Consider the following 22581-nt stretch of genomic DNA (forward strand, 5'->3'; position numbering starts at 1 on the left):
TTGGTTATTTTAATGGGACTTTTTCAAATTTTAACAATTTATTGCTCAACAATTCTCATTGCCACATTTAAGATTTAAACAGCTTCAATCGGATAAAGCATTTATGACATCAACTTTAATCCATTGGAAAAAAAACTTTCATCAATCTAGAGTAAAAATACAACGGATGTAAACCACATCATTACAAATCAATTTAGGCATCTTCATTTTTGATACCCATTTTGTAGCCGATACGGTTAAACATTCATATCTTTGAACGGTCAAACAGTTCAGATGACCCAGCTCACAGGTCATCTTGATGGAGATAGAACATGAGCCAAGACGATAAAAAATGTCCTTATAGCCACTTAACCACTGATTTTGGTGCACCCGTGGTGGATAATCAAAATAGTATGACAGCAGGTGCTCGGGGTCCTTTATTAGCCCAAGATTTATGGCTAAATGAAAAACTTGCCAACTTTGTCCGTGAAGTGATTCCTGAACGTCGTATGCACGCTAAAGGTTCTGGTGCATTCGGTACATTTACAGTTACCCATGATATTACTCAATATACTCGCGCTAAAATCTTTAGCGAAATCGGCAAAAAAACAGAAATGTTTGCTCGTTTTACCACGGTTGCAGGTGAACGTGGCGCAGCGGATGCTGAACGAGATATTCGTGGTTTTGCCTTAAAATTTTATACTGAAGAAGGTAACTGGGATATGGTAGGTAATAATACCCCTGTATTCTTCTTACGTGATCCACGCAAATTCCCAGATCTCAACAAAGCAGTAAAACGCGACCCAAAAACCAATCTACGCAGTGCTACCAATAATTGGGATTTCTGGACTTTATTGCCAGAAGCCCTGCATCAAGTCACAATTGTAATGTCAGATCGCGGTATCCCTGCTAGCTACCGACATATGCATGGTTTTAGTAGTCATACCTATAGCTTCATTAATGCAGCCAATGAACGTTTCTGGGTGAAATTCCACTTTAGAACGCAACAAGGAATTAAAAACCTAACTGATGCAGAAGCTGGTGAACTGGTGGGTCAAGACCGTGAAAGCCATCAACGCGATTTATTCGATGCCATCGAACGTCAAGACTATCCAAAATGGACGCTTTTCGTACAAATCATGCCAGAACAAGATGCTGAGAAAGTTCCATATCATCCATTCGATTTAACTAAAGTTTGGCCTCATGGCGACTATCCACTGATTGAAGTTGGTGAGTTTGAACTCAATCGCAACCCTGAAAACTTCTTTCTGGATGTGGAACAGTCAGCCTTTGCACCAAGTAACTTAGTACCAGGTATTAGCGTTTCACCTGACCGTATGTTGCAAGCACGCCTATTTAACTATGCGGATGCGCAACGTTACCGTTTAGGCGTGAACTATCAACAAATTCCAGTGAATGCTGCTCGCTGCCCTGTTCACAGTAATCACCGTGATGGTCAAGGTCGCATTGATGCCAACTATGGTGGTTTACCACATTATGAACCTAACAGCTTCGGCCAATGGCAAGAACAGCCGCAATACAAAGAACCACCATTGAAAATCAATGGCGATGCAGACTTCTGGGATTATCGTGAAGATGATAATGACTACTTCAGTCAACCTCGTGCCTTGTTCGAGTTAATGACACCTGAACAGCAAGATGCCTTATTTGGCAATACAGCACGCGCGATGGGCGATGCGTTGGACTTCATCAAATATCGTCATATCCGAAACTGCTATGCTTGCCACCCTGCTTATGGCGAAGGTGTTGCTGCAGCCCTAGGACTTACTGTTGCAGACGCTCAAGCAGCACGTGAAACAGATCCAGCCCGTCATTTACCAAGCTTTCTTTAAACCCTAAAACATCTAAATAAAAAGCCATCTGCGGATGGCTTTTTTTATGAACTTAGGTAACAATTTAGTCAATCTCTTATAGAAAAATAATCATGTCAAAACAATTAGATCAACTCATTCAAAGCTGCTATAACCTGATCTTATTCGATGGCGTGTGTGTTATTTGCTCAGCATGGGCAAATTTTATGATCAAGCATGATCTACGTTATCAATTCAAACTCGTTTCTGTGCAATCAGATTTGAGGCAACAGATCTTAAAAAAGTACCATTTCCCAACGGACCATTTTGAAACCATGCTCTTACTTGAGAAGGGGCAATTATTCACTGAACCAACAGCTTTCTTACGTGTGATGGAATCCCTTGATTTTCCTTACAATACATTACGATATGGCAAGTTTGTTCCAAAATTTGTACGTGACTTTACTTATCGACGTATTGCCCTTAATCGTTATCAACTTTTTGGTAAGACTGAAGATTGTTATGTGATTCAAGCAAGTGATAAACAGCATTTTTTATTAGATCATGTTTTAAGATGAGAAATGCTGAACTTACAATTGCACAGATTTTAAAATTCTGTCAGTTGATTATTGCCTTTCTTTGGATTTATCAAGGTTTAGTTCCTAAATTAATTTTTCAGGTAGAGGGTGAACAATACGTTTGGCAACAATTACATATTCCTGATGTGTATATACCATGCTTAGTCTCGCTTTCAGGGATTGGCGAGGTCATTTTTGGTATTCTCTTTCTGTTTATAAGACATCAATATTTGCACTGGCTCAGCATTTTGAGTTTAGTTGGGTTATTTATTTTGATTCTATTCATTTACCCAAATCAAATTTACCAAGCATTTAATCCCGTCGTGATGAATATTGCATTAGGGAGTCTTTCGCTGATTTCAATCTGGTGCCTCAACGCAAAGACTCACACTAAACCCGAATGAAATGTCCTTCACGAATACAATAAAATGGATTGACTAATTTAGATGAAGATTTCATTGCTTGTTGTAACTCATGTTCAGGAGCATTGCGATCTTCATCAGTAAGTTGGAAAGTTCGAAAATGAATGGCCAATGAACGATGCGCATGCAAATCTAAATGCGCGTGAAAAGCATCTTGTGGATTCATATGCACATATCGCATTAACTTTCGTGGCTCATAAGCACCTATGGGTAATAGTGCAATACGTGCATCACCATATCGCTCATGTATTTGTTTGAAGTGCCCTGCATAACCTGTATCACCCGCAAAGAAACAATGTCCTGTCTTTGCTAGAAGCGAAAAACCACCCCATAAAGCTCTATTTTGATCCCGTGCCCCACGTCCAGAAGCATGTTGTGCTGGGGTATAGGCTATCTTGATTTCGTCATGAAAAGGAATCTCTTGCCACCAATCCATTTCAATCACATGTAAATGTTTTGCTAAGTAGTAACCATTACCTAAACCCGTATAAATCGGCATTTTAAATTTCTGATGCAGCCACTCCAACGTTGCCAAGTCCATATGGTCATAATGATTATGGCTTAGTAGTACTGCATGAATCGTTGGAAGCTTTTCTAAAGCGATGCCTGTTGGGCAAACTCGTTGTGGGCCTTGACCTTGCTTTGGGCTCACATAGTCACACCAGACAGGATCGGTTAAGAAGTTGTAAGGGCCTATTTGGATGAGAACGGTTGCATGTCCTACAAACCAAATCTGCCAATTATTTAAATCTGCGTGTGGTCTATTTTGTGGTAACTCAAGCATTTGATTACGCAAATTAGCTTCATGTGCGCGATCAACATTCCAAGTATAAGATTTTCGTGTCGCTAGCCATTTAAATAAACCTTTACGGTCAAACGGTGTAAGCGGTTTTTCTAAATTATAAAAACGATCAATACCACAATGATCAGAAGGCTCATGTGGAAATGGAGGTTTCCCCCAAGTATGGCTCAAGCAAGATTGGGTCGGCAATTGATAGGTTAATGTCGGCTTATCTTTCATGTACTTCTTCTTTGCTGGAATTGAATCGCACAAAATTCCGATAGGATTGGGATAATGAGCAGTCCTTTACTCTAACTTTTAAAATCAATCTAATTGTATGATTTTTTTAGAGGGTTTAACTGTCTCTAAACAATCGAACTTGATCCTAACATAAGCTTGTTAGTTATGCTGATTTTATCCAGTCGAGTCAATACAATTTTAGGGAACATATCAAACCTTTCCACTATATACCTTATATAGTTTTCTTATTTATCTAATACATTTTTTATATTTTAAGAAAAAGTATATTGTTTACAAAAACAGCTATTATATAATGCACACCGAGAAGTACTTTCTAACACTCATACTTTACAATAATAGTAAGACATATTTGGATCAGTCTAATGGAATTACGCCATTTACGTTACTTTATTACTGTTGCCGAGGAATTAAGCTTCAGTAAGGCTGCGGTAAAACTGCATACAGCCCAACCCTCTTTAAGCCAACAAATCAAAGATTTAGAGGATGATATTGGTGTTCAATTATTTTATCGCACCAAACGTAAAGTTGAATTGACTGAGGAAGGTCTGGTTTTTTTAGAACAAGCACGCTTAACCTTAACTCAAGCGGACAAAGCCATTACTATGGCGCGACAAGTTGCGGCAGCAAAAGTACAATGCCTAAGAATCGGATTTTTACCTTCTGCTGAAATTAGAATTTTTCCCTATATTTTCCCTAGGTTACGTGTCAAGACACCTAAACTGCAAATCAACACATTAAACTTAAAAGAAAGTGATCAAATCGCAGAATTAAAAAAAGGTGATTTAGACATTATTTTTATTAATCAAGACTTTCAAAATGAATATTTTGCCAGTCAATTGGTTTTGAAAGAACCGTTAATTTTTATCTTGCCGAAACAGCATCCTTTAGTGGAGTTTAATGCATTAAATATTGAACAACTGAATGGATTAGAACTGACCATCCTATCACATAAACTTTCTCAACCATTGGCTCAAACGATTCTGAAATACAGAGATCAGCATCAAATTAAATTTAAATCGGTCCACGAAACCAACACGATCGCTGAATGTATTCAAGCAGTACAGAGTGGTTCGAGCTGCGCGATTTTACCTTCTTATATGCAAGCACTTGCGACGGATCAAATCGCTGTTCGCCCATTAAACCACCCTCTGCCGAGTCTCGATGTATTTATGAGTTTCCATCGCACCTCACCAAGCCAAGCAGCAGAACAATTTTTGGAAGAAATTAGACAAGTTTTCGAACTAGAACAGTTAGCACTTTATGCAAGCTAAGAAAAAAGCCGATTTAAACCGGCTTTGAGTTTGTCTACTTAGGCTTGCTCACTAAAAAACGCCACAAATTTTTGATAACTTTCACGCTGTTTTATATTTTCTAATCAGATTTTATCTCTACACCCAACATTTTGTTGGTCGATGCTGCTTCTATTCGCTCACAGGCAACCCCCAGTTCAATGAGCAACCAATCAACAACCACACCTCGAGACTGAGTATTTGTATAAAATGTAAGTGCCATTTTTTATATTTCCTTGTTTATTGGTGTTATTAAAATTTAATCGTTCACGTTGTCAGTTTTTCTCAGTAGTCGAACAGCATACTTCCTGAGTCCATCATTGTTGAAAAAGTTGTTGTTTGAATTGTGGATAGCGTTCTTGGCCTAAACTTAGATTTTACATACGATCAAGTCGAAAATTTCGAAAATCATTGCGTAATTCACACCAAGCAGCGAGCACAATCTTGTCATTAAAATAACCAAGCGCAAACGCGCCAAACTGTTCTCGCACTGGTGCGTTGCTGTTCATCAAGATAATCAAAGAAAATTTTAACTTGAGATCGAATCGACACTCTGACTTGCTCAACCAATATTTGATTGACAGCTAACCATACGTTAAAGGCTCTTAATGTGGTTTGCTGCAATAAAGTTTGCCGATGTTCAGGTAATACCGCATTTAATTTGGCTAACACTGAAATTGATGCTTCATTCAAAGCTTGGTCAGCAATACTTTTGAGCCAATATAGGGCTAAAAACATGGCTTCATTTTCATTCAATGTCATTGGAGGAAGCAAAAAATCTTCTTTGAGCTGAAACCCCAATCATGCCACTGCATCAATTTGAACGCCTTGTTCACGCAAGGTGTCTATATGACGATAAACGCTACGCTGACTGATCTGCAAACGCTCAGCCAAAACGACTTGTGCGGTGACTGGAGAACGATATTGTCGAAGTAATTGTAATAAATTCAGTAATCGAATAGCACGACTCATGCTATCCCTATTGTTATTATTGATGATGAGAAAATCAGCTTTCTCACCATCTTATCTTTGCAAATAATGTGAATCGCTTAACTTTCACTAATCGCTGCACGTTCTAAGATTGTTTGCAAATAAGCATGTAAATCCTGCACATTATGAGCAATCGTTAAAGGCTGGTATTGTTGCAAAGTTTCAATACTATGCACCCCATAGCTGACGCCAATACGTTGCATATTCAGATTTTCTGCCATTTCTAAATCGTAACTGGTATCCCCCACCATAATGGCGCATTCAACTGCTACATCCAACTCAGCAAGAATATCCTGCAACATCAATGGATCAGGTTTAGACTTGGTTTCACTGGCTGCACGAGTAGTATCAAAAATCTGATGACTATTGGTTTGACTCAATACACGATCTAAACCTTTACGACTTTTACCCGTCGCAACTGCAAGCTTGATCCCTTGTTGTTTTAAGTCAGCCAACAACTCTGCCACTCCACTAAACCATGCATCGCCTTTTGAATTTGCAACATAATGATCTGCATAACATTGCAAAATATCTTGCTGCAAATCTGGAACCTGCGGAAATAAGATTTGCATGACTTCGGGCAAACCCAAGCCAATGATACTTTTTGCGGCATCATCCGTTAAAGGTTGCTCAAATTGCTGTGCTGCATATTGCAGACTTGCTACGATTTGTCCAACCGAATCGAATAAAGTGCCATCCCAGTCAAAAATCACCAGTTCGATATTTTGACTCATTTCTGTTTTCTCAATTCATTGATCACTTGTTGCATATCTTCTGGCATTGGCGCTTCAATGCTTGGATAGTTTGGAATGTCTAAACGCATGGCATGTAGGCATAAACGACGTGCTTCAGGGCCTTTATAGTCTGTATTATGTCCATATTTATCATCCCCAACTAAAGGATGACCAATACTTAAACCATGTACACGGATTTGATGAGTACGTCCCGAAAGCGGTGACGCATGCACCAAAGTTGCTGTCTTAAAACGTTCAACCACTTTCCAGTCAGTCTTACTCGGCTTACCGTCTTTGGTCACACGGACACGTCGCTCACCATTCGCAAGTTCATAACGAAGCAAAGGCGCATCAATCAATTGCTGATCCAAACTGACTTGTCCTTTGACAATCGCCGCATACGTTTTTTGAATTTTATGCTCGCGTAGTAAATCCTGAAGCAGTTTTAAGGTACTACGTTTCTTACTGATCATGACTAAGCCTGAAGTATCTCGGTCAATACGATGGATCAGTTCCAAGTATTTTTTACCTGTCGCGGCACGCAAGGCTTCGATTAAACCATACGCCACACCACTGCCGCCATGAACAGCAATCCCAGACGGTTTATTCACTACTAATAAGCCTTCATCTTCGTAAACCACACGACTAAGCAGGCTTTGGGCCACGCCATCACTCACTGGTGCCGCGCTTTCATCCTTTTGTTCATAACGAATTGGTGCGACACGAATCTGATCGCCAATATTCAAACGTGTTTCTGCTTTTATTCTTTTTTTGTTTACACGTACTTGTCCTTCACGAATCAAACGGTAGATTCGACTTTTCGGAACACCTTTTAATCGGGTAAATAAAAAATTATCTATTCGCTGCCCGTCTTGATGCTCATCCACGTCAAACCAAGTGACACTTTGCCATTGTTGTGTAGAATTCATACGCTCGATTAATCCAAGATTTGCTAAATATGATTAAAAATTGATCACTTAGCTAAGTTATTTCACAAGAAACCTAAACTTAGCCCATAGGCAGATGCCGCAAGGTTTGATATATTCAGCGCACGGATACCACCGTAAGTGAGCATCAGATCAAAAATTTTATTTAGATAAAATTTTAAATCGACGAGATACTCACCAATAACTCGGATAGGTCCTAAAGAATTATGCCGACGCCGAAGGCTTATTATATCGGCAAAATGGCAAACTGTTGCGTTTAATTGTGCATCAGCACATACAGTTTGTTCAGAAAAAATATGTTGCCAACAAATTTGTTGGTTATTAAACGTAAACTGATCCACATCAGACAATTTGCTCCCTGATGTCGCATTCAGGCTAAAGCGTTGATGCATTGGAACTGCTAAGCAGAGATACGATGATCATTCCGTATCACGAGACTTCCAGGTGGATCGACTTCAATGCTTAATGACAGTGAAAGTCACCATCCAATGCACCGCTCACCCGCCAGTGAAGCGTCTAGGAACTTTGATTATGCTGGGTCTAACGATATTTCACAGATGCAAAACATGGATGAAATATCATTAGACTGAAGATTAAGGCACTATTGCTGACATCGAAATAAACGTATCAAAGCACAAACTGAATATTTACAGTCAGTGGTTTCAGAGCATCATGTACAAAGCTGCTTCTGAATCTTGATCGCCAATTTGATGTTTGCTCAAAAGTATCGAGCTGATTGTTTGTGTGCATCACTATTAGGTGTCACACCCATGAAACGTATGTTGATTAATGCAACCCACGCCGAAGAAGTTCGCGTTGCACTGATTACTGGTAATCGTCTTTACGATTTCGATTTAGAAAATCGTACTCGTGAACAAAAAAAATCAAATATTTATAAAGGTCATGTCACTCGCGTTGAACCTTCTTTAGAAGCAGTTTTCGTTGAGTACGGCGCACAGCGTCAAGGCTTTTTATCTATGCGAGAAATTGCAAACTCGTATTTCAAAGCGGATCCTCGTCAAACTTCAAATATTCGTGAACTCATCACTGAAGGCACAGAATTATTGGTTCAAGTCGAAAAAGAAGAGCGTGGCAACAAAGGTGCTGCACTTTCTACTTTTATTTCTCTTGCAGGCCGTTATTTAGTACTTATGCCAAACAACCCGAAAGGTGGCGGTATTAGCCGTCAGATTTCAGGTTCTGTGCGCGAAGAACTCAAAGAAATTCTATCTTCTTTAAATGTACCTCGTGGCATGAGCGTCATTGTTCGTACTGCGGGTATTGGTCGTACACAAGAAGAATTGCAACTTGATTTGCAACATTTACTTGACCTTTGGGCTCAAATCCAAGGTTCAGCAGGTTCTGGTCCATCACCAATGTTAGTTCACCAAGAAGCAGGTGTAGTGACACGTGCGATCCGTGATTACTTACGTGATGATGTTGCAGAAATCCTGATTGATAGTGAACAAGCTTATAACGAAGCCTATAACTTCGTAAAAGCAGTCATGCCACGCCAACTTGATAAGTTAAAAACTTATACCTTGAATGAGCCTCTATTTGCTCACTTCGGTATCGAAAGCCAAATTCAAACCGCTTATGAACGTGAAGTTAAACTTCCGTCTGGTGGTTCAATCGTCATTGACCAAACTGAAGCTTTAGTTTCAATCGATATTAACTCGGCGAAATCAACGCGTGGTCATGATGTTGAAGAAACTGCTTTAAATACTAACTTAGAAGCAGCTGAAGAAATCGCACGCCAACTTCGTTTGCGTGATATTGGCGGTTTAGTCGTGATCGATTTTATTGACATGACCAAAGACCGTAACCAACGTATGGTTGAAGCGAAATTACGTGAAGCAACGCAAAGTGACCGCGCACGTATCCAGTTCGGTCAACTGTCACGTTTTGGACTCATGGAAATGAGCCGTCAACGTTTACGCCCTTCTTTAGAAGAAGCGACTGGCTACGTTTGCCCACGCTGTCATGGCACGGGCATGGTACGCGACCTACGTTCCTTGTCACTTTCAATTATGCGTAAAGTAGAAGAAATTGCATTACGCGAACGTCAGGGTGAGGTACAGGTGGAAGTGCCTGTGGAAATCGCGGCATTCCTGTTGAATGAAAAGCGTCACAGCCTTGTATATCTGGAGCAAACTTCCAATGTGCGTGTCACCATTTTGCCGCACCCACATTTAGAAACGCCACACTATGAAATTCAGTACAATCCAGCAGGCTTTGCGCCTTCAAGCTATGAACGTACTGAAGCGACCCGTGACAGTGAAAAACAACTCGGTTATGAGTCTTCTGAATGGCATTTAGAAGAAGCAGAGCATCACCATGCAGCACCTGCACAAAATAATGCAGCCGCACAGCAAAAGAAAGCCACTCAACAACAAGCTGCTCAACCTAAGCAAGCACAACAAGCTGTTGCACAAAAATCAGCAAGCCCTTGCGCATGGTTAGAGAACTTATTCGTTCAAAAGCAAGCACAAACGATTGATCAATCACGTTCTGCACAAAATGCTGCCGCAGCAATTGAACAAATGATTAATAACGGTGCAGTCAGCCGTGGTCAGTTTGGTCAAATGAATACACCTGCTGCTATCACTGAGACTGCAGCACCAACCGTCAATAATGCTTATATTTCACAATCACCCGTGAAACAAGAAGCACGCGAAACATTTGAGAAAGATGAAAAAGCTCATCGCCCAAATCAATCGCAAAATCCGAAGAAACGTAAACATAAAGAACAACGTGAACATCATTCACATGCACATGAGCAACAAAATCAAGTGCAGGAAGAAAATGTTCAAGTTTCTTCTCGTCAAGAGCAACCATCACGTCAAGAACAACGTGAGTTAAAGCGTCAGCAAAAACGTCAGCAACCACAAGAACATCAAAACCAACAGCAGCATCAAGATGCTGGACATGGTAATGATACAAGCGCGTTGCCACGTCGTGATCGCAATAACCAACAGCGTCCAAATCGACCAAACCGTCATCGTGACCAAAGTGTTTTAAATGAAACTGCTGCCGCTACACCTGAAACTGTAGCAAGTCCTCAACAAATTAAAGTTGATGTGATTGATGCACCTCGCGCAGAACCAATCAACACAGCATTGATCGTAAATATTGATCAAGGTCAAAGTGAAATTGTTGCATTAAATCAACAACAGGCTAAGCCAGTTACAAAAACTGAAACAGTACCTGTTGCTGTAGAGCAAACTGAAGTCCTTGAACCTGTTCAAACAGAAAAAGTGGCTACAGAAGTTGAAGAAGTGACATCAACTGAAGCTGCTCCAGCACCTGTAAAACGTGCTAGCAATGATCCACGTTCACGTCGTCGTCATCGTGATTCACAATCATCGCCTAAAGCCGTTGTGCCTAAAGTTGTACCGTCACAAATTCCAACATTAGCTCAATACACGATGAGTAGCCTGATTCGTCATGTATATGGTGAAGATTGTACTATTTTGATTGAGCAATTCGGCTTGGTGACAACATTTAATCGTGCATTACAAAAGTTTGCTGAGCAATATGCAAATACTTTAGTGCTTGAAACTGTTGCTGAAGAAAAACGTCCCGTAACCCGTGATGCTGAACTTCCAACTCAAAAGCAAACTGAAGAAGTTGAACCTGCACCTGTATTGGCACTAACTCCACCTGAAGCACCTGCTACTCGTGTTGCAAATGATCCACGCGAACGTCGTCGCTTGGCTAAACTTGCCGCTGAACAAGCTAAGGAAGCTCATATCGCTGCAAATACGACTGCTGCACCTATTGAAAGCACTGAATCGAAAGAAGAAGTGCCAGAAACAGTCGTTAATATTGTTACAGATGAAACAGTAGCCACCACTCCAGCGCAACAACCACTAGAACTAGACAGTGCTGATGTTATGCCAGCAGAAGCCGCATCAGTTGAAGCTTCCGAGCCAGTAACATCGACTGAAACAGCTGAAGTTGAAATCGTAGCTGCAACGGTGTCTGAAACGACTGAAACTGTTCAAACTGTTGAAAAAGCTGAGCCAACTGAAGCAGAACTAGAGGATGAAGCAGCGAAGGCAGAAAAGGAAAAATCTAGCCGCCCTCGTCGCCCTCGTGGAAGACCACCTAAAAAGAGCACAACTGGCAATGAATAATTTGCTAAATTGTACTCAATAAGGCAAAGCCTAGTCATTTCGATGACTAGGCTTTTTTGTTATTTTGTCAGATTAGATTGATTGCTCTAGGAACTTACCAGTAAAAACAGCATCAACAACAATGATGTTAATGGTTGTGTTCTAACAGATAGCCATTTTTGGACTGGTCGAAAAATAAATAGGATTGATATGAGCCAAACTACGCAGACCGATATTATTACCCTTGGTGATGTTGCTACTCGACTTCCAAACTTCATCACCAAAGTACCTCATATCCTCAATGGACTTAAACAAGCATATATACGAACGCCGACTTCACCTGCTGGTTTAGGCATTGCCTTTGAAAAAGCAGTCAAGCGTAACCCTCAAGGCATCGCACTGTTATTTGAAGATCAAAGTTACAGCTACCAAGCACTAAATGAATGGGCCAACCAAATTGCGCATTACTATTTATCGCTTGGTGCTAAAAAGGGTGATGTCATTGCAGTGATGGTTGAAAACCGTCCTGAACTGATTGCTACGATTGTTGCTTTAGCTAAAATTGGTGTCACGATCGCACTCGTAAACACATCACAAGTCGGTAAAATCCTCGCTCATAGCATTAATTTGGTTAATCCAATTGCAGTGATTGCAGGTGAAGAAGTCCGTGCTGCGATTGATGAAGCTCGCACAGAATTAAAAGTTGCTCAAGATCGTTTCCACTGGTTTGCTGATCTAGAAACACGAAAAAATGCAGGGATTGCACCACAAGGTTATGTGAACCTTGCGCAACAAATTGACCAATTTCCAAAATTCAATCCATCGACTACCCGCACCGTGACAGGTAAAGATGGTTTGTTCTACATCTATACCTCTGGTACAACGGGCCTACCAAAAGCTGTTATTTTCACACACAGCCGTTGGACTCTAGCTTACGGTACCTATGGACATATCCTTAACCTCGGTAAAGATGATGTGATGTACGTGACCCTCCCGCTTTACCATGCAACAGGTGTAGTCGTGTGCTGGTGTGGTGTGATTGCAGGCAGTGCAACCCTTGCAGTACGTCGTAAATACTCAACTAGCGCATTCTGGAAAGATGTACAGAAATTCAATGCCTCTGCAATTGGTTATGTCGGTGAACTGTGTCGTTACCTCATCGATGCGCCTGCAACTGAACAGGATCGTGCTCATCGTGTTACCAAAATGATTGGTAACGGTATGCGTCCAAACATTTGGGGTAAGTTCAAAGAACGCTTTGGCGTGCAAGAAGTACTTGAACTTTATGCATCAAGTGAAGGCAATGTTGGTTTTAGTAATATCTTTAACTTTGACAATACAGTTGGCTTCTCTCCAACACCATACGCGATCGTTGAATTTGATAAAGAAAAGAATGAATTAGTTCGCGATAAGAAAGGTCACTGCAAGAAAGTCAGAACAGGTGAGGTTGGCTTACTGATTGGTAAGATCACCAGCCGTTCACCATTTGATGGCTACACCGATCCAGAAAAGAACAAATCTGTGATTTTAAAAGATGTGTTTAACAAGGGCGACTCATACTTCAATACGGGTGATCTGGTTCGTGACATCGGTTTCCGCCACGCACAGTTTGTGGACCGTTTAGGCGACACTTTCCGATGGAAAGGTGAAAACGTATCCACCACCGAAGTTGAAAACATGGTGTGCGAATACGATAAGATTGCAGAGGCTGTGGTATATGGGGTAGAGATTCCAAATACCAATGGTCGTGCAGGTATGGCAGCAATTACTTTGGTTGATGGTGCAGAGCTTAACGAAACTGATCTAAGCGCTATGGTAAATGTATTTAAAAAATGCTTACCATCATATGCAATTCCAGTATTTTTACGCATTCAAGCCAAAGTAGAAACCACTGGAACATTTAAGTACCAAAAAAATAAACTGAAAGAAGACTCATTTAATCCGAGCAAAACATCTGAACGTTTATTGGTTTTATTACCAGGTACAAACAGCTATAGTGATGTAAATACTGAAATCTTTGATAACATTCAAAGCTATCAGTACCGTTTCTAGTTTATTTTTTAGCTAAACAAGAGGAAATCGTGCTTTTTATAAACAATCATGCAGATGTTTTTAAATTTCCTCTTGTGTTAGCTGAATAAGTTGCTAGAATACGCAACATCAAAACGAGATGGGTCGTTAGCTCAGTTGGTAGAGCAGCGGACTTTTAATCCGTTGGTCCCGCGTTCGAGTCGCGGACGACCCACCATTTAATGTTTTGAACCCCTATGGGTCGTTAGCTCAGTTGGTAGAGCAGCGGACTTTTAATCCGTTGGTCCCGCGTTCGAGTCGCGGACGACCCACCAGATTCTAAAAAACCTCATCATTTATGATGAGGTTTTTTATTTTGTGCGAACTATCTTTCTAAAAGATGACAGCAACCATTAGATTACTTTAAGCATCCTTGCTCAAAGTAATCTTGCACCTAAATTATAAAAAACTTTCCAATACCGAATTTAAAAAGATATGCCCCTGCTCTGTGCAAGCAATTCGATTTACATCATCGACCAAGAGTTTTTTGTCACGTAATTGATTCAGCGTCTCATTGATATCTTGCAAATCAAGCCCTGTGCGTTGAGTATAAAATTTCGCATCTACCCCATCATTTAAACGCAAAGCATTCATCATAAATTCAAAGGGCAATTCATCCGCTTCAATCTTTTTCATTTGGAGATGATCCGCAGGAACCTTGGCTAAATAATCCTTCGGTAAACGGGTTTTCTGAAAACGATAAATTCCATCTGGACGGGTGACCTTAGCATGCGCCCCTGCCCCAATGGCTAAATAATCACCAAACTGCCAATAATTCAGGTTGTGCGCTGATGGCTTTTCCTTACGCCATGCGGAAACTTCATAATTGATAAAGCCCTGTGCCTTTAAATATGCCTCACCCTGCTCTTGTATCTGCTCCAGTATCTCGTCCTGCGGAAGCATGGGTTGGGTACGAAAAAAAACAGTATTCGGCTCAATGGTCAGTTGATACCAACTAATATGTGTTGCACCCTGTTCTACAGCTAATCTAAGGTCATTTAAAGCCTGTTCTTGCGTTTGCTGTGGTAAACCATGCATGAGATCAACATTAACGCGCTCAAAGCCTGCTTGACGCGCTTGTTGGATTGCATCTAAAGCATTATTCGCAGTATGAATACGACCCAGTCGCTGCAAATGCTCAGGATCAAAACTTTGCACACCAAGCGATAAACGATTAATTCCCACTGCCAAATAATCGGCAAATGGATCATGCTCAACCGTGCCTGGATTGGCTTCCAGTGTAATCTCGCAATCAGCTTCAAAATCCAATCGGGCTTTGAGTTGATCGAATAACCACTGATAACCTTGTGCTGAGATTAAAGACGGCGTTCCACCACCAATAAATACGCTATGAATTGACCGACCTTGCGCCATTTCAATTTGAGTCTCAAAGTCAGCCACCAGTGCCTCAAGATATTGTTGCTCTAAATCCACAGACAATTCCCCATCAGGAACAGCATGTGAATTGAAGTCACAATAAGGGCACTTACGCACACACCAAGGCATATGGATATAAAGTGAAAGTGGAATATTTGCTGGATTTAAATGACTCAAAATGGAAGCTCAACAACAGAACCCTTTTATTTTAACATGACTCTATCAATCCGCTTATTATCATCACTTCACTATTCGGTTAGACTGAAACAATGAAGAACAATTAGATTGATAATATGATCAAAATTACCAGCCAATTGCTATTTATTCTTCCTCTTGCATTAGGTGTCGGTATTGCAATGGCATTTCAAACTGCAATTAATTCACAACTTAGAGAACATTTACACTCACCTCTTCAAGCTGCCTTACTCTCTTTTTTGGTAGGAACAATTGTGCTTGCATGTATGGTTTATTTTCAAAACACAGCAAAACCCAGTCTTGGAGAACTGTCTCAAATTCCATGGTTTCTATGGGTCGGTGGATGTCTTGGGGTTTATGCCATCAGCATGAGCATTTATACTGCACCCAAACTCGGTTTTTTAACTTTTTCAGGCTTAGTTATTTTCGGTCAATTGACCATTTCAATGTTACTTGACCATTTCGGCTGGTTAGGTACAGAAAAAACACCTGTCAATTGGCAACGTCTTGTCGGCAGTATTGTCATTTTTATTGGTGTGATATTCACTCTACAACGCTAATTCTCCCTCAATCAATAAGAGTATTTTTTGTGTCTGACGCGACAACCAAGCGGTTTGAACTTAAGCAATTATTTCATTTAATGTTTCCGATCTTGATCACCCAATTTGCTCAGGCTGGGCTTGGTCTTATTGATACCATCATGGCAGGTCATCTTTCTGCTGCTGATTTGGCAGCAATTGCTGTCGGTGTTGGTCTATGGATTCCAATTATGTTGTTATTTGCAGGAATCATGATCGCAACAACACCTTTAGTCGCTGAAGCGCGCGGTGCAAGAACACCAGAGAAAATTCCGACTATTGCACGTCAATCCTTATGGGTTGCGGTCATCCTCGGCATCGTTGCTATGTTGATTTTGCAATGTATGCCGATGTTTTTACCCCTCTTTGGAGTACCTGAAAGTTTATTACCCAAAGCAAGCCTGTTTTTACATGCGATTGGCTTTGGTATGCCTGCGGTGATGATGTACGCAGCATTACGTAGTTATTCTGAAGCCTTAGGACATCCACGACCTGTCACTGCGATTAGCTTAATTGCATTGTTGGTCCTGATTCCACTGAACTTTATTTTTATGTACGGTTTGGGACCTATCCCTGCTTTAGGGAGTGCGGGTTGTGGCTTTGCAACGGCAATCTTACAGTGGCTGATGTTTATTACACTGGCGATTTACATTTCAAAAGCTAAGGCTTATAAACAAGCGCCCATTTTCACAAAATGGGAAAAAATTGATCCTGTATGGGTAAAACGCATCTTAAAGCTGGGGCTGCCGATTGGTCTAGCTGTATTTTTTGAGGTGAGTATTTTCAGCACAGGCGCGATTGTCCTGAGTCCACTCGGCGAAAATGCAATTGCGGCGCATCAGATTGCAATTTCTGTGACTTCACAATTGTTTATGATCCCATTATCTCTTGCCATTGCACTCACGATTCGTGTGGGCACTTATTATGGAGAGAAAAATTGGTATGCGATGCGCCAAGTTCAAAAAGTAGGCTTGATTAGCGCAACCATTTTTGCTGCTTTGACCATGACACTGATTGCCGTAGCGCGCCCCTATATCGTGGCAATATATACCAATGATATTCATGTTATTCCTGTCGCGATGTATCTGTTGTGGTTCGCGATGGCGTATCAACTAATGGATGCATGGCAAGTAAGCGCTGCAGGCTGCCTACGAGGCATGCAAGACACGCAAGCACCAATGTGGATTACCTTAATGGCATACTGGGTCATTGCTTTCCCAATCGGCTTATATCTGGCACGTTATACGATTTGGGGTGTTGCAGGTGTTTGGTTAGGATTGATTATCGGTTTAAGTATTGCCTGTGTATTCTTGATTGGTCGTTTATATTTAAACAATAAACGATTAGCGCAACACATTAACCTCAACTCATAAAAACTTAATGCTGGTTTAATTTTATAATTGAAAGATGACAAGGATCTCATCTTTCAATTTGATCAAAATGTGCGATCAATCTCATAAAACTTTGGCTAAATCTTAAAAGATCGGGCTAGATTACATCTAAAGATTCAAATCAATAGATGTCCAATACATCCTGTAAGATCTAATCCATTCTCAATATCTACTTACATCCCTTAACATTTTGTTATAGGCAATTTAAGTTTTGTCACCTATGATCAGGGTATCACTTTAAAACTGAATCGAATGAGGTCAAGCGAATATGGCAAAACATGCAAGCTCTCCCAGTAGACGTTTTTTAAAACTGGCTGGTATGACCGCAAGTATTGCCAGCAAAAGCGTTGCCAACTCCATTCGTAATCTCGCCGCAGATGAAGAACAAAAAAACGCAGCACGCAGCCAACTATTTCAAGATATTGGCTTACAGATTGCCAATACATTGGGTGAAATGAAAGGTGCTGTGATGAAAGTTGGGCAAATTGCCTCACAGTATAAAGATATCTTTCCACCCGAAGTGGCGAAAGCAATTGCTAAGTTACAACGCCAAGCCCCTGCCATGCCTTTTGCTGCGATCCAGCAGCAAGTCGAAAAAGAGTTAGGCAAACCCTTAAACCAAATTTTTAGCTCTTTTGAAACCGAACCATTTGCAGCAGCTTCGATTGGTCAAGTACATCGTGCGGTACTTCCAAATGGGCAAGCAGTTGTGGTGAAAGTACAATATCCAGGGGTTGACCAGGCCTGTGAAAGTGACTTAAAGCAAGTCCGCCTCGCATTGCGCTTAATGGGCGTACTTAAGATTGATAAGAAGCTACAAGATCAACTATTTCAAGAAATTCAGGACAGCCTTTCTGCTGAATTGAACTACGAAATCGAAGCACAAAACCTCGAGGTTTTTAAAATTTTTCATGAGAAGTTGGATGATCAAATCATCATACCAACCGTCTATAAAGATTATTCGTCTCGCCGCGTACTAACGCTGAGCCTTGAACAAGGTGATTCCATTGAAACTGCCAGTACATGGTCAGTTGAAACCCGTAATCAAATCGGTCGTCGCCTGATCCGTGCTCTCGGACAGGAAATGTTATTCCTGAAACGTTTTCACTGCGATCCTCACCCAGGCAATTTTGCTTTTCGGGAAGATGGCAGTGTCATCATCTACGACTATGGCAGTGTCAAAACCCTTTCGCCAGAACTGATTCAGCACTTTAAGGCCTTGGTGAATGCTGCACGTCAGGAGGATATTGCTCAAGTTGAAGATTTACTGGTTGAACTGCATTCAATTGCTGAGAAACAAAAATTCCCAAGTGAACTTTATGTTCAGTGGATTGAAGTGTTATTGCGTCCACTCAGTACCCATTATGATTTTGCCGAAAATTCATCTCATCACGATGGCATGAGACTGGTGAAGAAATCATTAAAATATTGGGATGTGTTTAAACCATCACCTGATACGCTGATGGTCAACCGTACCATTTCAGGGCATTACTGGAACCTGATCTATCTTAAGGTACATGACAACCTGAATGACCTGTTTGAGGAGTTGGTTCCCAATTAGCACTTGATACAGGATTTTCATAATCGCCCTGTATGCATAAGGATTCATCAGACCAAAATGATCAGGAACAAAACTTGAAATAGATTACATTGACTCCACTTGTTGTTATATTATAACATATCATAAAACAATGAAGTATTTCACTATGCGTAAAGATATTCATCCTGCTTATCAACAAGTCTTGTTTCATGATACCAATGCTGATGCCTACTTTTTAATTGGTAGCACACTCCAGACCAAACAAAGCAAAGAATATCAAGGGAAAATCTATCCATACGTTACCCTAGATATTTCAAGTGCATCGCATCCGTTTTATACAGGTGAAGTACGCCAAGCAAGCAATGAAGGTCGTGTTGCCAGCTTTAACAAACGCTTTGCACGTTTTAATCGCAAAGGTTAATCTTGTTTTAAGTTTCATTCATTAAGCTATTAATATTGGAAGTCTAAGGCTATATCTCCTCCGCTTAGACTTCTTTTTTTTATGTCTAGATTCTATACATCCTAGCGATCAGTTGATTTACCCACCACGCCAAACTCAATCGGTGTTTTCACATAGAATAAAGAAATCTCTTTACGATTCAGATAACTCAATAATTCGACTGCTTGTTCAGAGCTTACTGCAAATTGAATTTGTATAGGTCGATCCGCGAATCCAAAGAAACGAGTAGAATGAAATAAACCCTGATAATCAACACCTTCCAAACCCGCTCATACTGTCTCCCCACGCAAATTCATTTGACTTGCGACTACCAACAGCCATTCGCTAATCAGTTGCCCCTGAACATTATGGTTTTGTGTTGTATAAAAAGTAATTAAAAATCCATTCATTTCATCACTCCTTGGCTATGTGGCACTAAGCCATTGATGCAGGCTCATACCTATGATGGTAAACAGCAATGATCCAAGTACATGAATCAAAATCGCAGCACAGGCATAACCCAATTTACCACTTTGCAATAAGGTAATAATCTCAGCAGAAAATGTTGAGAACGTGGTTAATGCACCACAAAAGCCCGTGATCACGAACAGTTTGTAATTGGGGCTGAGAGAGCTTTGAGAAAAATAGGAAATTGCAAAACCAATAATAAAGCCACCAACAAAGTTGACGGTGACCGTTCCCAAAGGAATATTGGGGAAAATAGGATTCAGCTTTAAACCCAAAAACCAACGTAACCATGCACCTAATACCGAGCCAAGTGCGATTGAGAGTAAAGGATAGTACATGATTTACTCCACACACTGCGCTGGAGCTAAAATGATATTCAGCATGAGTTTATAGCTAATTTTCTGAAAATTTTTCATTTGCGAACTCCAAAATGGGAACAGAGCACGCACAAACCTACGTCCCCTGTTCAGGGTAACGTAGGCATCATTAGCCAAAACAGCGGTTTGTAATAGGAGGAATGCCATCTCCTTTTCTCTAAAATAACATAATTTTTAGACAACTCAACTGCTGTGTATAAACACAAAGTTATCCACAATTTATTGAGATTCTGGCAATACTTTTTCTCCCACCACATAAAAATCCAGTTTAGGAATCACAAAAGTGAAAACTGCGGCATCATCATCTAAACCAAATTGTTGCAACAATTGAGGAGCCTGTAATTTATCGATCTCAGCAGCCTGAATTTGTTGAAATTGCACAGGCATGTTGATATCCCCTTGCGACATCCGAGTCGGTTGGTCAACCCATTCAGCCCACGCATGATCTTGATCTACCAAAAATTGAACGGCCTCCTCCCATGAGGAAAATAAACTTTGCCAAGCCTCAGGTAAACGTTTCTGCATGGTGATGTGTATATCACTACTAAAAGAATAATCTTCATCCATGCGAATACGAGTATGAATCGTGTTTTCATCTCGTTGATGCTGAAAATTTGGCGCACATTGCGCAGGCATCACATCACTGGCGAGGCGACCACCGATCGCATACAAAGCTTGATCAACGATCACTTGTTCAAAGATTACGGTCTTGGGCTTTGATTCATTTAAATAAAAGCGCCAATTACTTTGCCGAGGTGAAGGCATTAGCTGGCGTAGTTTTCCAAGAAAAGTAAAGCCAAAATGCTGGTGCTGATAAGTTAAAATAGTAAAGATAGTTTTGCCCTGCTTTTCCCACAACACAACAGGATCTGGATAACGCTGGCGAACTTGCTCAGCATCCACCAACCAAGACAAATAAACCACATTGCTCACCTGACTTTGTAAACGCATAAAAGGAAGTATGCGCATCATCATACGACGGAGTTGCAAAACAAAACGACAATTTAATATCGGCGCGAAAAATCGCAATGTAGACCATGGCGAGGACCACTTTAAACGGTGTCTATTCATTATTATTCAAAAGATTCATGCTCGCTTTGAGCATAAACTGCCAAGATTACAACGTCCAGTTCAAATGCGATGCTGTATTTTAAATGTTATGATACGGGCATTACTTCACCAAATATGGAATTTTGAAATGGCTCAAAGCTTATTGGCACAACTTAAAGATGGTTCAGCAAAGTTTGCAGACGTATTGGCATTTATTGAAGCGCGTTATCAACATACGCCAACAGCCTTTCAAAATGGCGCACAATCAAATGCTGAAACCGAAAACCAAGGCAGCGCAAAAGTACTCAGCTTTGCGCAAATCGAAGGCTTAAATCAAGCGGAGACGCTCAGTTTATTTGCGGAACATTATGCATCTGTATTGGCGACACCTGAAGCAACAGATCATCAAAATATCCGTCAGTTTATGCAAAATGGCTGGGATGGTGTGAAGTTTGAAGGTAAAGCACTGACTGCAAAATAAGATAAAGGAGGTACTTAACCTCCTTTTTTATCATCATTTTCTATTGTAATGTTGGGTCTAACCAGTTTAGATAAATTTGTTGTTAAACTATAAAAATCGCCACCCATTTTCCCAACACTATCGAGTTGCTGTTGATCAATCATCTGCCCATCCCATAACCGATCATCAACATAAATCGATTTGACATCCAGCAATACGACTGTACCTCCAAATGCTAAGCTACTGAGCTGAATCACCTCTCTTAATTGGCATTCATAACGCACTGATGCATATTTTACTGCCAAGGCTGCGACCGCATGGCTCGGTTCAGACTCAATCTCAGCAAAATCAAACTCACTTTGCTCTGGTGGCAATAAAGCACAAGATAAATTCATCTGTTCAAGTAGTTGTGAATTTACAATATGAATCGCACATTGTTGAGTCTCGATTAAATTCCTCAAAGTATCTTTATCTTGCCCATCTCTTGGATTGACTTGTGAATACCAAAGGATAGGAGGATTACAACTCGCAACGTTAAAGAATGAATAAGGGGCTATATTGGCTACGCCACCCGCAGAAATGGTACTGATCCATGCGATGGGTCTAGGCGTAATTCCCCCAACCAACAAACGATAGATCTGATTTGCATCTAACTCAGAGGTTTCAAAAATCATAATGCTTGCACTACCTACTTATGGGCGTTCGATATATTGTGGTAAATCATCT

General features: G+C 40.7%; 19 protein-coding genes, 2 tRNA genes, 3 pseudogenes and 1 riboswitch. Of the genes and pseudogenes, 13 read left to right on the forward strand and 11 right to left on the reverse strand.

Features of this window, described 5'->3' with window-relative positions; genetic code table 11:
• Positions 1-311 precede the first annotated feature (311 nt).
• The 3 genes from CDG55_RS12955 to CDG55_RS12965 all read left to right on the forward strand — a co-directional run bounded on the left by CDG55_RS12955 (position 312) and on the right by CDG55_RS12965 (position 2772).
• Positions 312-1832, forward strand: coding sequence for a catalase (locus tag CDG55_RS12955; protein WP_087536317.1), 1521 nt, complete (start codon positions 312-314; stop codon positions 1830-1832).
• A gap of 92 nt (positions 1833-1924) precedes the next feature.
• A complete protein-coding gene (locus CDG55_RS12960; RefSeq protein WP_087536316.1) occupies positions 1925-2368 on the forward strand; it encodes a thiol-disulfide oxidoreductase DCC family protein in 444 nt (147 codons plus the stop codon).
• The gene (locus tag CDG55_RS12965; RefSeq protein WP_087536315.1) at positions 2365-2772 is read left to right on the forward strand and encodes a DoxX-like family protein; all 408 of its coding nucleotides are present in this window, start codon (positions 2365-2367) and stop codon (positions 2770-2772) included. The genes CDG55_RS12960 and CDG55_RS12965 overlap by 4 nt, the downstream gene beginning before the upstream one ends.
• Here CDG55_RS12965 and CDG55_RS12970 read toward each other — a convergent pair.
• On the reverse strand, positions 2759-3811 hold the full coding sequence (locus tag CDG55_RS12970) for an MBL fold metallo-hydrolase (protein WP_087536314.1): 1053 nt from the start codon (positions 3809-3811) through the stop codon (positions 2759-2761). The two genes, CDG55_RS12965 and CDG55_RS12970, sit on opposite strands and share 14 nt — an antisense overlap.
• A gap of 383 nt (positions 3812-4194) precedes the next feature.
• Here CDG55_RS12970 and CDG55_RS12975 point away from each other — a divergent pair, with 383 nt between their 5' ends.
• Positions 4195-5103, forward strand: coding sequence for a LysR substrate-binding domain-containing protein (locus CDG55_RS12975; protein ID WP_087536313.1), 909 nt, complete (start codon positions 4195-4197; stop codon positions 5101-5103).
• Between the two features lie 115 nt (positions 5104-5218).
• Here CDG55_RS12975 and CDG55_RS15540 read toward each other — a convergent pair.
• The 5 genes and pseudogenes from CDG55_RS15540 to CDG55_RS13000 form a co-directional block, all read right to left on the reverse strand.
• Positions 5219-5344, reverse strand: a pseudogene (locus CDG55_RS15540) (glutathione S-transferase family protein); the annotation flags it as partial.
• Between the two features lie 94 nt (positions 5345-5438).
• A pseudogene (locus tag CDG55_RS12985) lies at positions 5439-6093 on the reverse strand (helix-turn-helix transcriptional regulator).
• A gap of 77 nt (positions 6094-6170) precedes the next feature.
• The gene (locus CDG55_RS12990; RefSeq protein ID WP_087536312.1) at positions 6171-6845 is read right to left on the reverse strand and encodes an HAD-IA family hydrolase; all 675 of its coding nucleotides are present in this window, start codon (positions 6843-6845) and stop codon (positions 6171-6173) included.
• Positions 6842-7774 carry an RluA family pseudouridine synthase gene (locus tag CDG55_RS12995; protein ID WP_087536311.1) on the reverse strand — a complete coding sequence of 311 codons (933 nt, stop codon included), beginning with the start codon at positions 7772-7774 and terminating at the stop codon, positions 6842-6844. Before CDG55_RS12995 ends, CDG55_RS12990 begins: the two co-directional genes overlap by 4 nt.
• A 62-nt stretch (positions 7775-7836) precedes the next feature.
• Positions 7837-8184: a hypothetical protein gene (locus CDG55_RS13000; protein WP_087536310.1), complete on the reverse strand. Its 348-nt coding sequence runs from the start codon at positions 8182-8184 to the stop codon at positions 7837-7839.
• A 378-nt stretch (positions 8185-8562) separates the two neighbouring features.
• On the opposite strand from CDG55_RS13000, the gene CDG55_RS13005 reads away from it, so the two are divergent.
• From CDG55_RS13005 to CDG55_RS13020, 4 genes are all read left to right on the forward strand, one after another.
• Complete coding sequence (locus CDG55_RS13005) at positions 8563-11931, forward strand: Rne/Rng family ribonuclease (RefSeq protein ID WP_162620842.1); 3369 nt, start codon at positions 8563-8565, stop codon at positions 11929-11931.
• Between the two features lie 189 nt (positions 11932-12120).
• Positions 12121-13962 (forward strand): long-chain-acyl-CoA synthetase, encoded by a 1842-nt coding sequence (locus tag CDG55_RS13010; RefSeq protein WP_087536308.1) that lies wholly within the window; start codon positions 12121-12123, stop codon positions 13960-13962.
• Between the two features lie 120 nt (positions 13963-14082).
• Positions 14083-14158, forward strand: a tRNA-Lys gene (locus CDG55_RS13015).
• 21 nt (positions 14159-14179) lie between these two features.
• Positions 14180-14255: transfer RNA gene (locus CDG55_RS13020), tRNA-Lys, on the forward strand.
• Between the two features lie 124 nt (positions 14256-14379).
• Here the strand turns inward: CDG55_RS13020 and hemW are convergent.
• Positions 14380-15534 carry a radical SAM family heme chaperone HemW gene (hemW, locus tag CDG55_RS13025; RefSeq protein ID WP_087536307.1) on the reverse strand — a complete coding sequence of 385 codons (1155 nt, stop codon included), beginning with the start codon at positions 15532-15534 and terminating at the stop codon, positions 14380-14382.
• A 116-nt stretch (positions 15535-15650) separates the two neighbouring features.
• Between hemW and CDG55_RS13030 the strand changes: the two genes are divergently transcribed.
• The 4 genes from CDG55_RS13030 to CDG55_RS13045 all read left to right on the forward strand — a co-directional run bounded on the left by CDG55_RS13030 (position 15651) and on the right by CDG55_RS13045 (position 19482).
• Positions 15651-16112, forward strand: a complete 462-nt coding sequence (locus tag CDG55_RS13030; RefSeq protein WP_087536306.1) for a DMT family transporter — start codon at positions 15651-15653, stop codon at positions 16110-16112.
• Positions 16113-16141: 29 nt separating this feature from the next.
• Positions 16142-17503: an MATE family efflux transporter gene (locus CDG55_RS13035; RefSeq protein ID WP_087536305.1), complete on the forward strand. Its 1362-nt coding sequence runs from the start codon at positions 16142-16144 to the stop codon at positions 17501-17503.
• Between the two features lie 286 nt (positions 17504-17789).
• Positions 17790-19082: an ABC1 kinase family protein gene (locus CDG55_RS13040; RefSeq protein WP_087536304.1), complete on the forward strand. Its 1293-nt coding sequence runs from the start codon at positions 17790-17792 to the stop codon at positions 19080-19082.
• Positions 19083-19227: 145 nt separating this feature from the next.
• Positions 19228-19482, forward strand: a complete 255-nt coding sequence (locus CDG55_RS13045) for a type B 50S ribosomal protein L31 (RefSeq protein WP_087536303.1) — start codon at positions 19228-19230, stop codon at positions 19480-19482.
• 101 nt (positions 19483-19583) lie between these two features.
• On the opposite strand, the pseudogene CDG55_RS13050 reads toward CDG55_RS13045, so the two are convergent.
• The 3 genes and pseudogenes from CDG55_RS13050 to CDG55_RS13065 form a co-directional block, all read right to left on the reverse strand.
• Positions 19584-19910: pseudogene (locus CDG55_RS13050) on the reverse strand (DUF190 domain-containing protein).
• Positions 19911-19925: 15 nt separating this feature from the next.
• The gene (gene crcB, locus CDG55_RS13055) at positions 19926-20306 is read right to left on the reverse strand and encodes a fluoride efflux transporter CrcB (RefSeq protein ID WP_087536302.1); all 381 of its coding nucleotides are present in this window, start codon (positions 20304-20306) and stop codon (positions 19926-19928) included.
• A 132-nt stretch (positions 20307-20438) separates the two neighbouring features.
• Positions 20439-20505: riboswitch (Fluoride riboswitch) on the reverse strand.
• Between the two features lie 59 nt (positions 20506-20564).
• Positions 20565-21416 (reverse strand): DUF2071 domain-containing protein, encoded by an 852-nt coding sequence (locus CDG55_RS13065; protein ID WP_087536300.1) that lies wholly within the window; start codon positions 21414-21416, stop codon positions 20565-20567.
• Positions 21417-21543: 127 nt separating this feature from the next.
• Here CDG55_RS13065 and CDG55_RS13070 point away from each other — a divergent pair, with 127 nt between their 5' ends.
• Positions 21544-21876 carry a HopJ type III effector protein gene (locus tag CDG55_RS13070; RefSeq protein ID WP_005162753.1) on the forward strand — a complete coding sequence of 111 codons (333 nt, stop codon included), beginning with the start codon at positions 21544-21546 and terminating at the stop codon, positions 21874-21876.
• 14 nt (positions 21877-21890) lie between these two features.
• On the opposite strand, the gene CDG55_RS13075 is transcribed toward CDG55_RS13070, so the two are convergent.
• Positions 21891-22529, reverse strand: coding sequence for a flavin reductase family protein (locus CDG55_RS13075; protein ID WP_087536299.1), 639 nt, complete (start codon positions 22527-22529; stop codon positions 21891-21893).
• Between the last annotated feature and the right edge of the window lie 52 nt (positions 22530-22581).

The sequence above is a fragment of the Acinetobacter sp. WCHA45 genome, from assembly GCF_002165255.2.
GTDB lineage: Bacteria > Pseudomonadota > Gammaproteobacteria > Pseudomonadales > Moraxellaceae > Acinetobacter.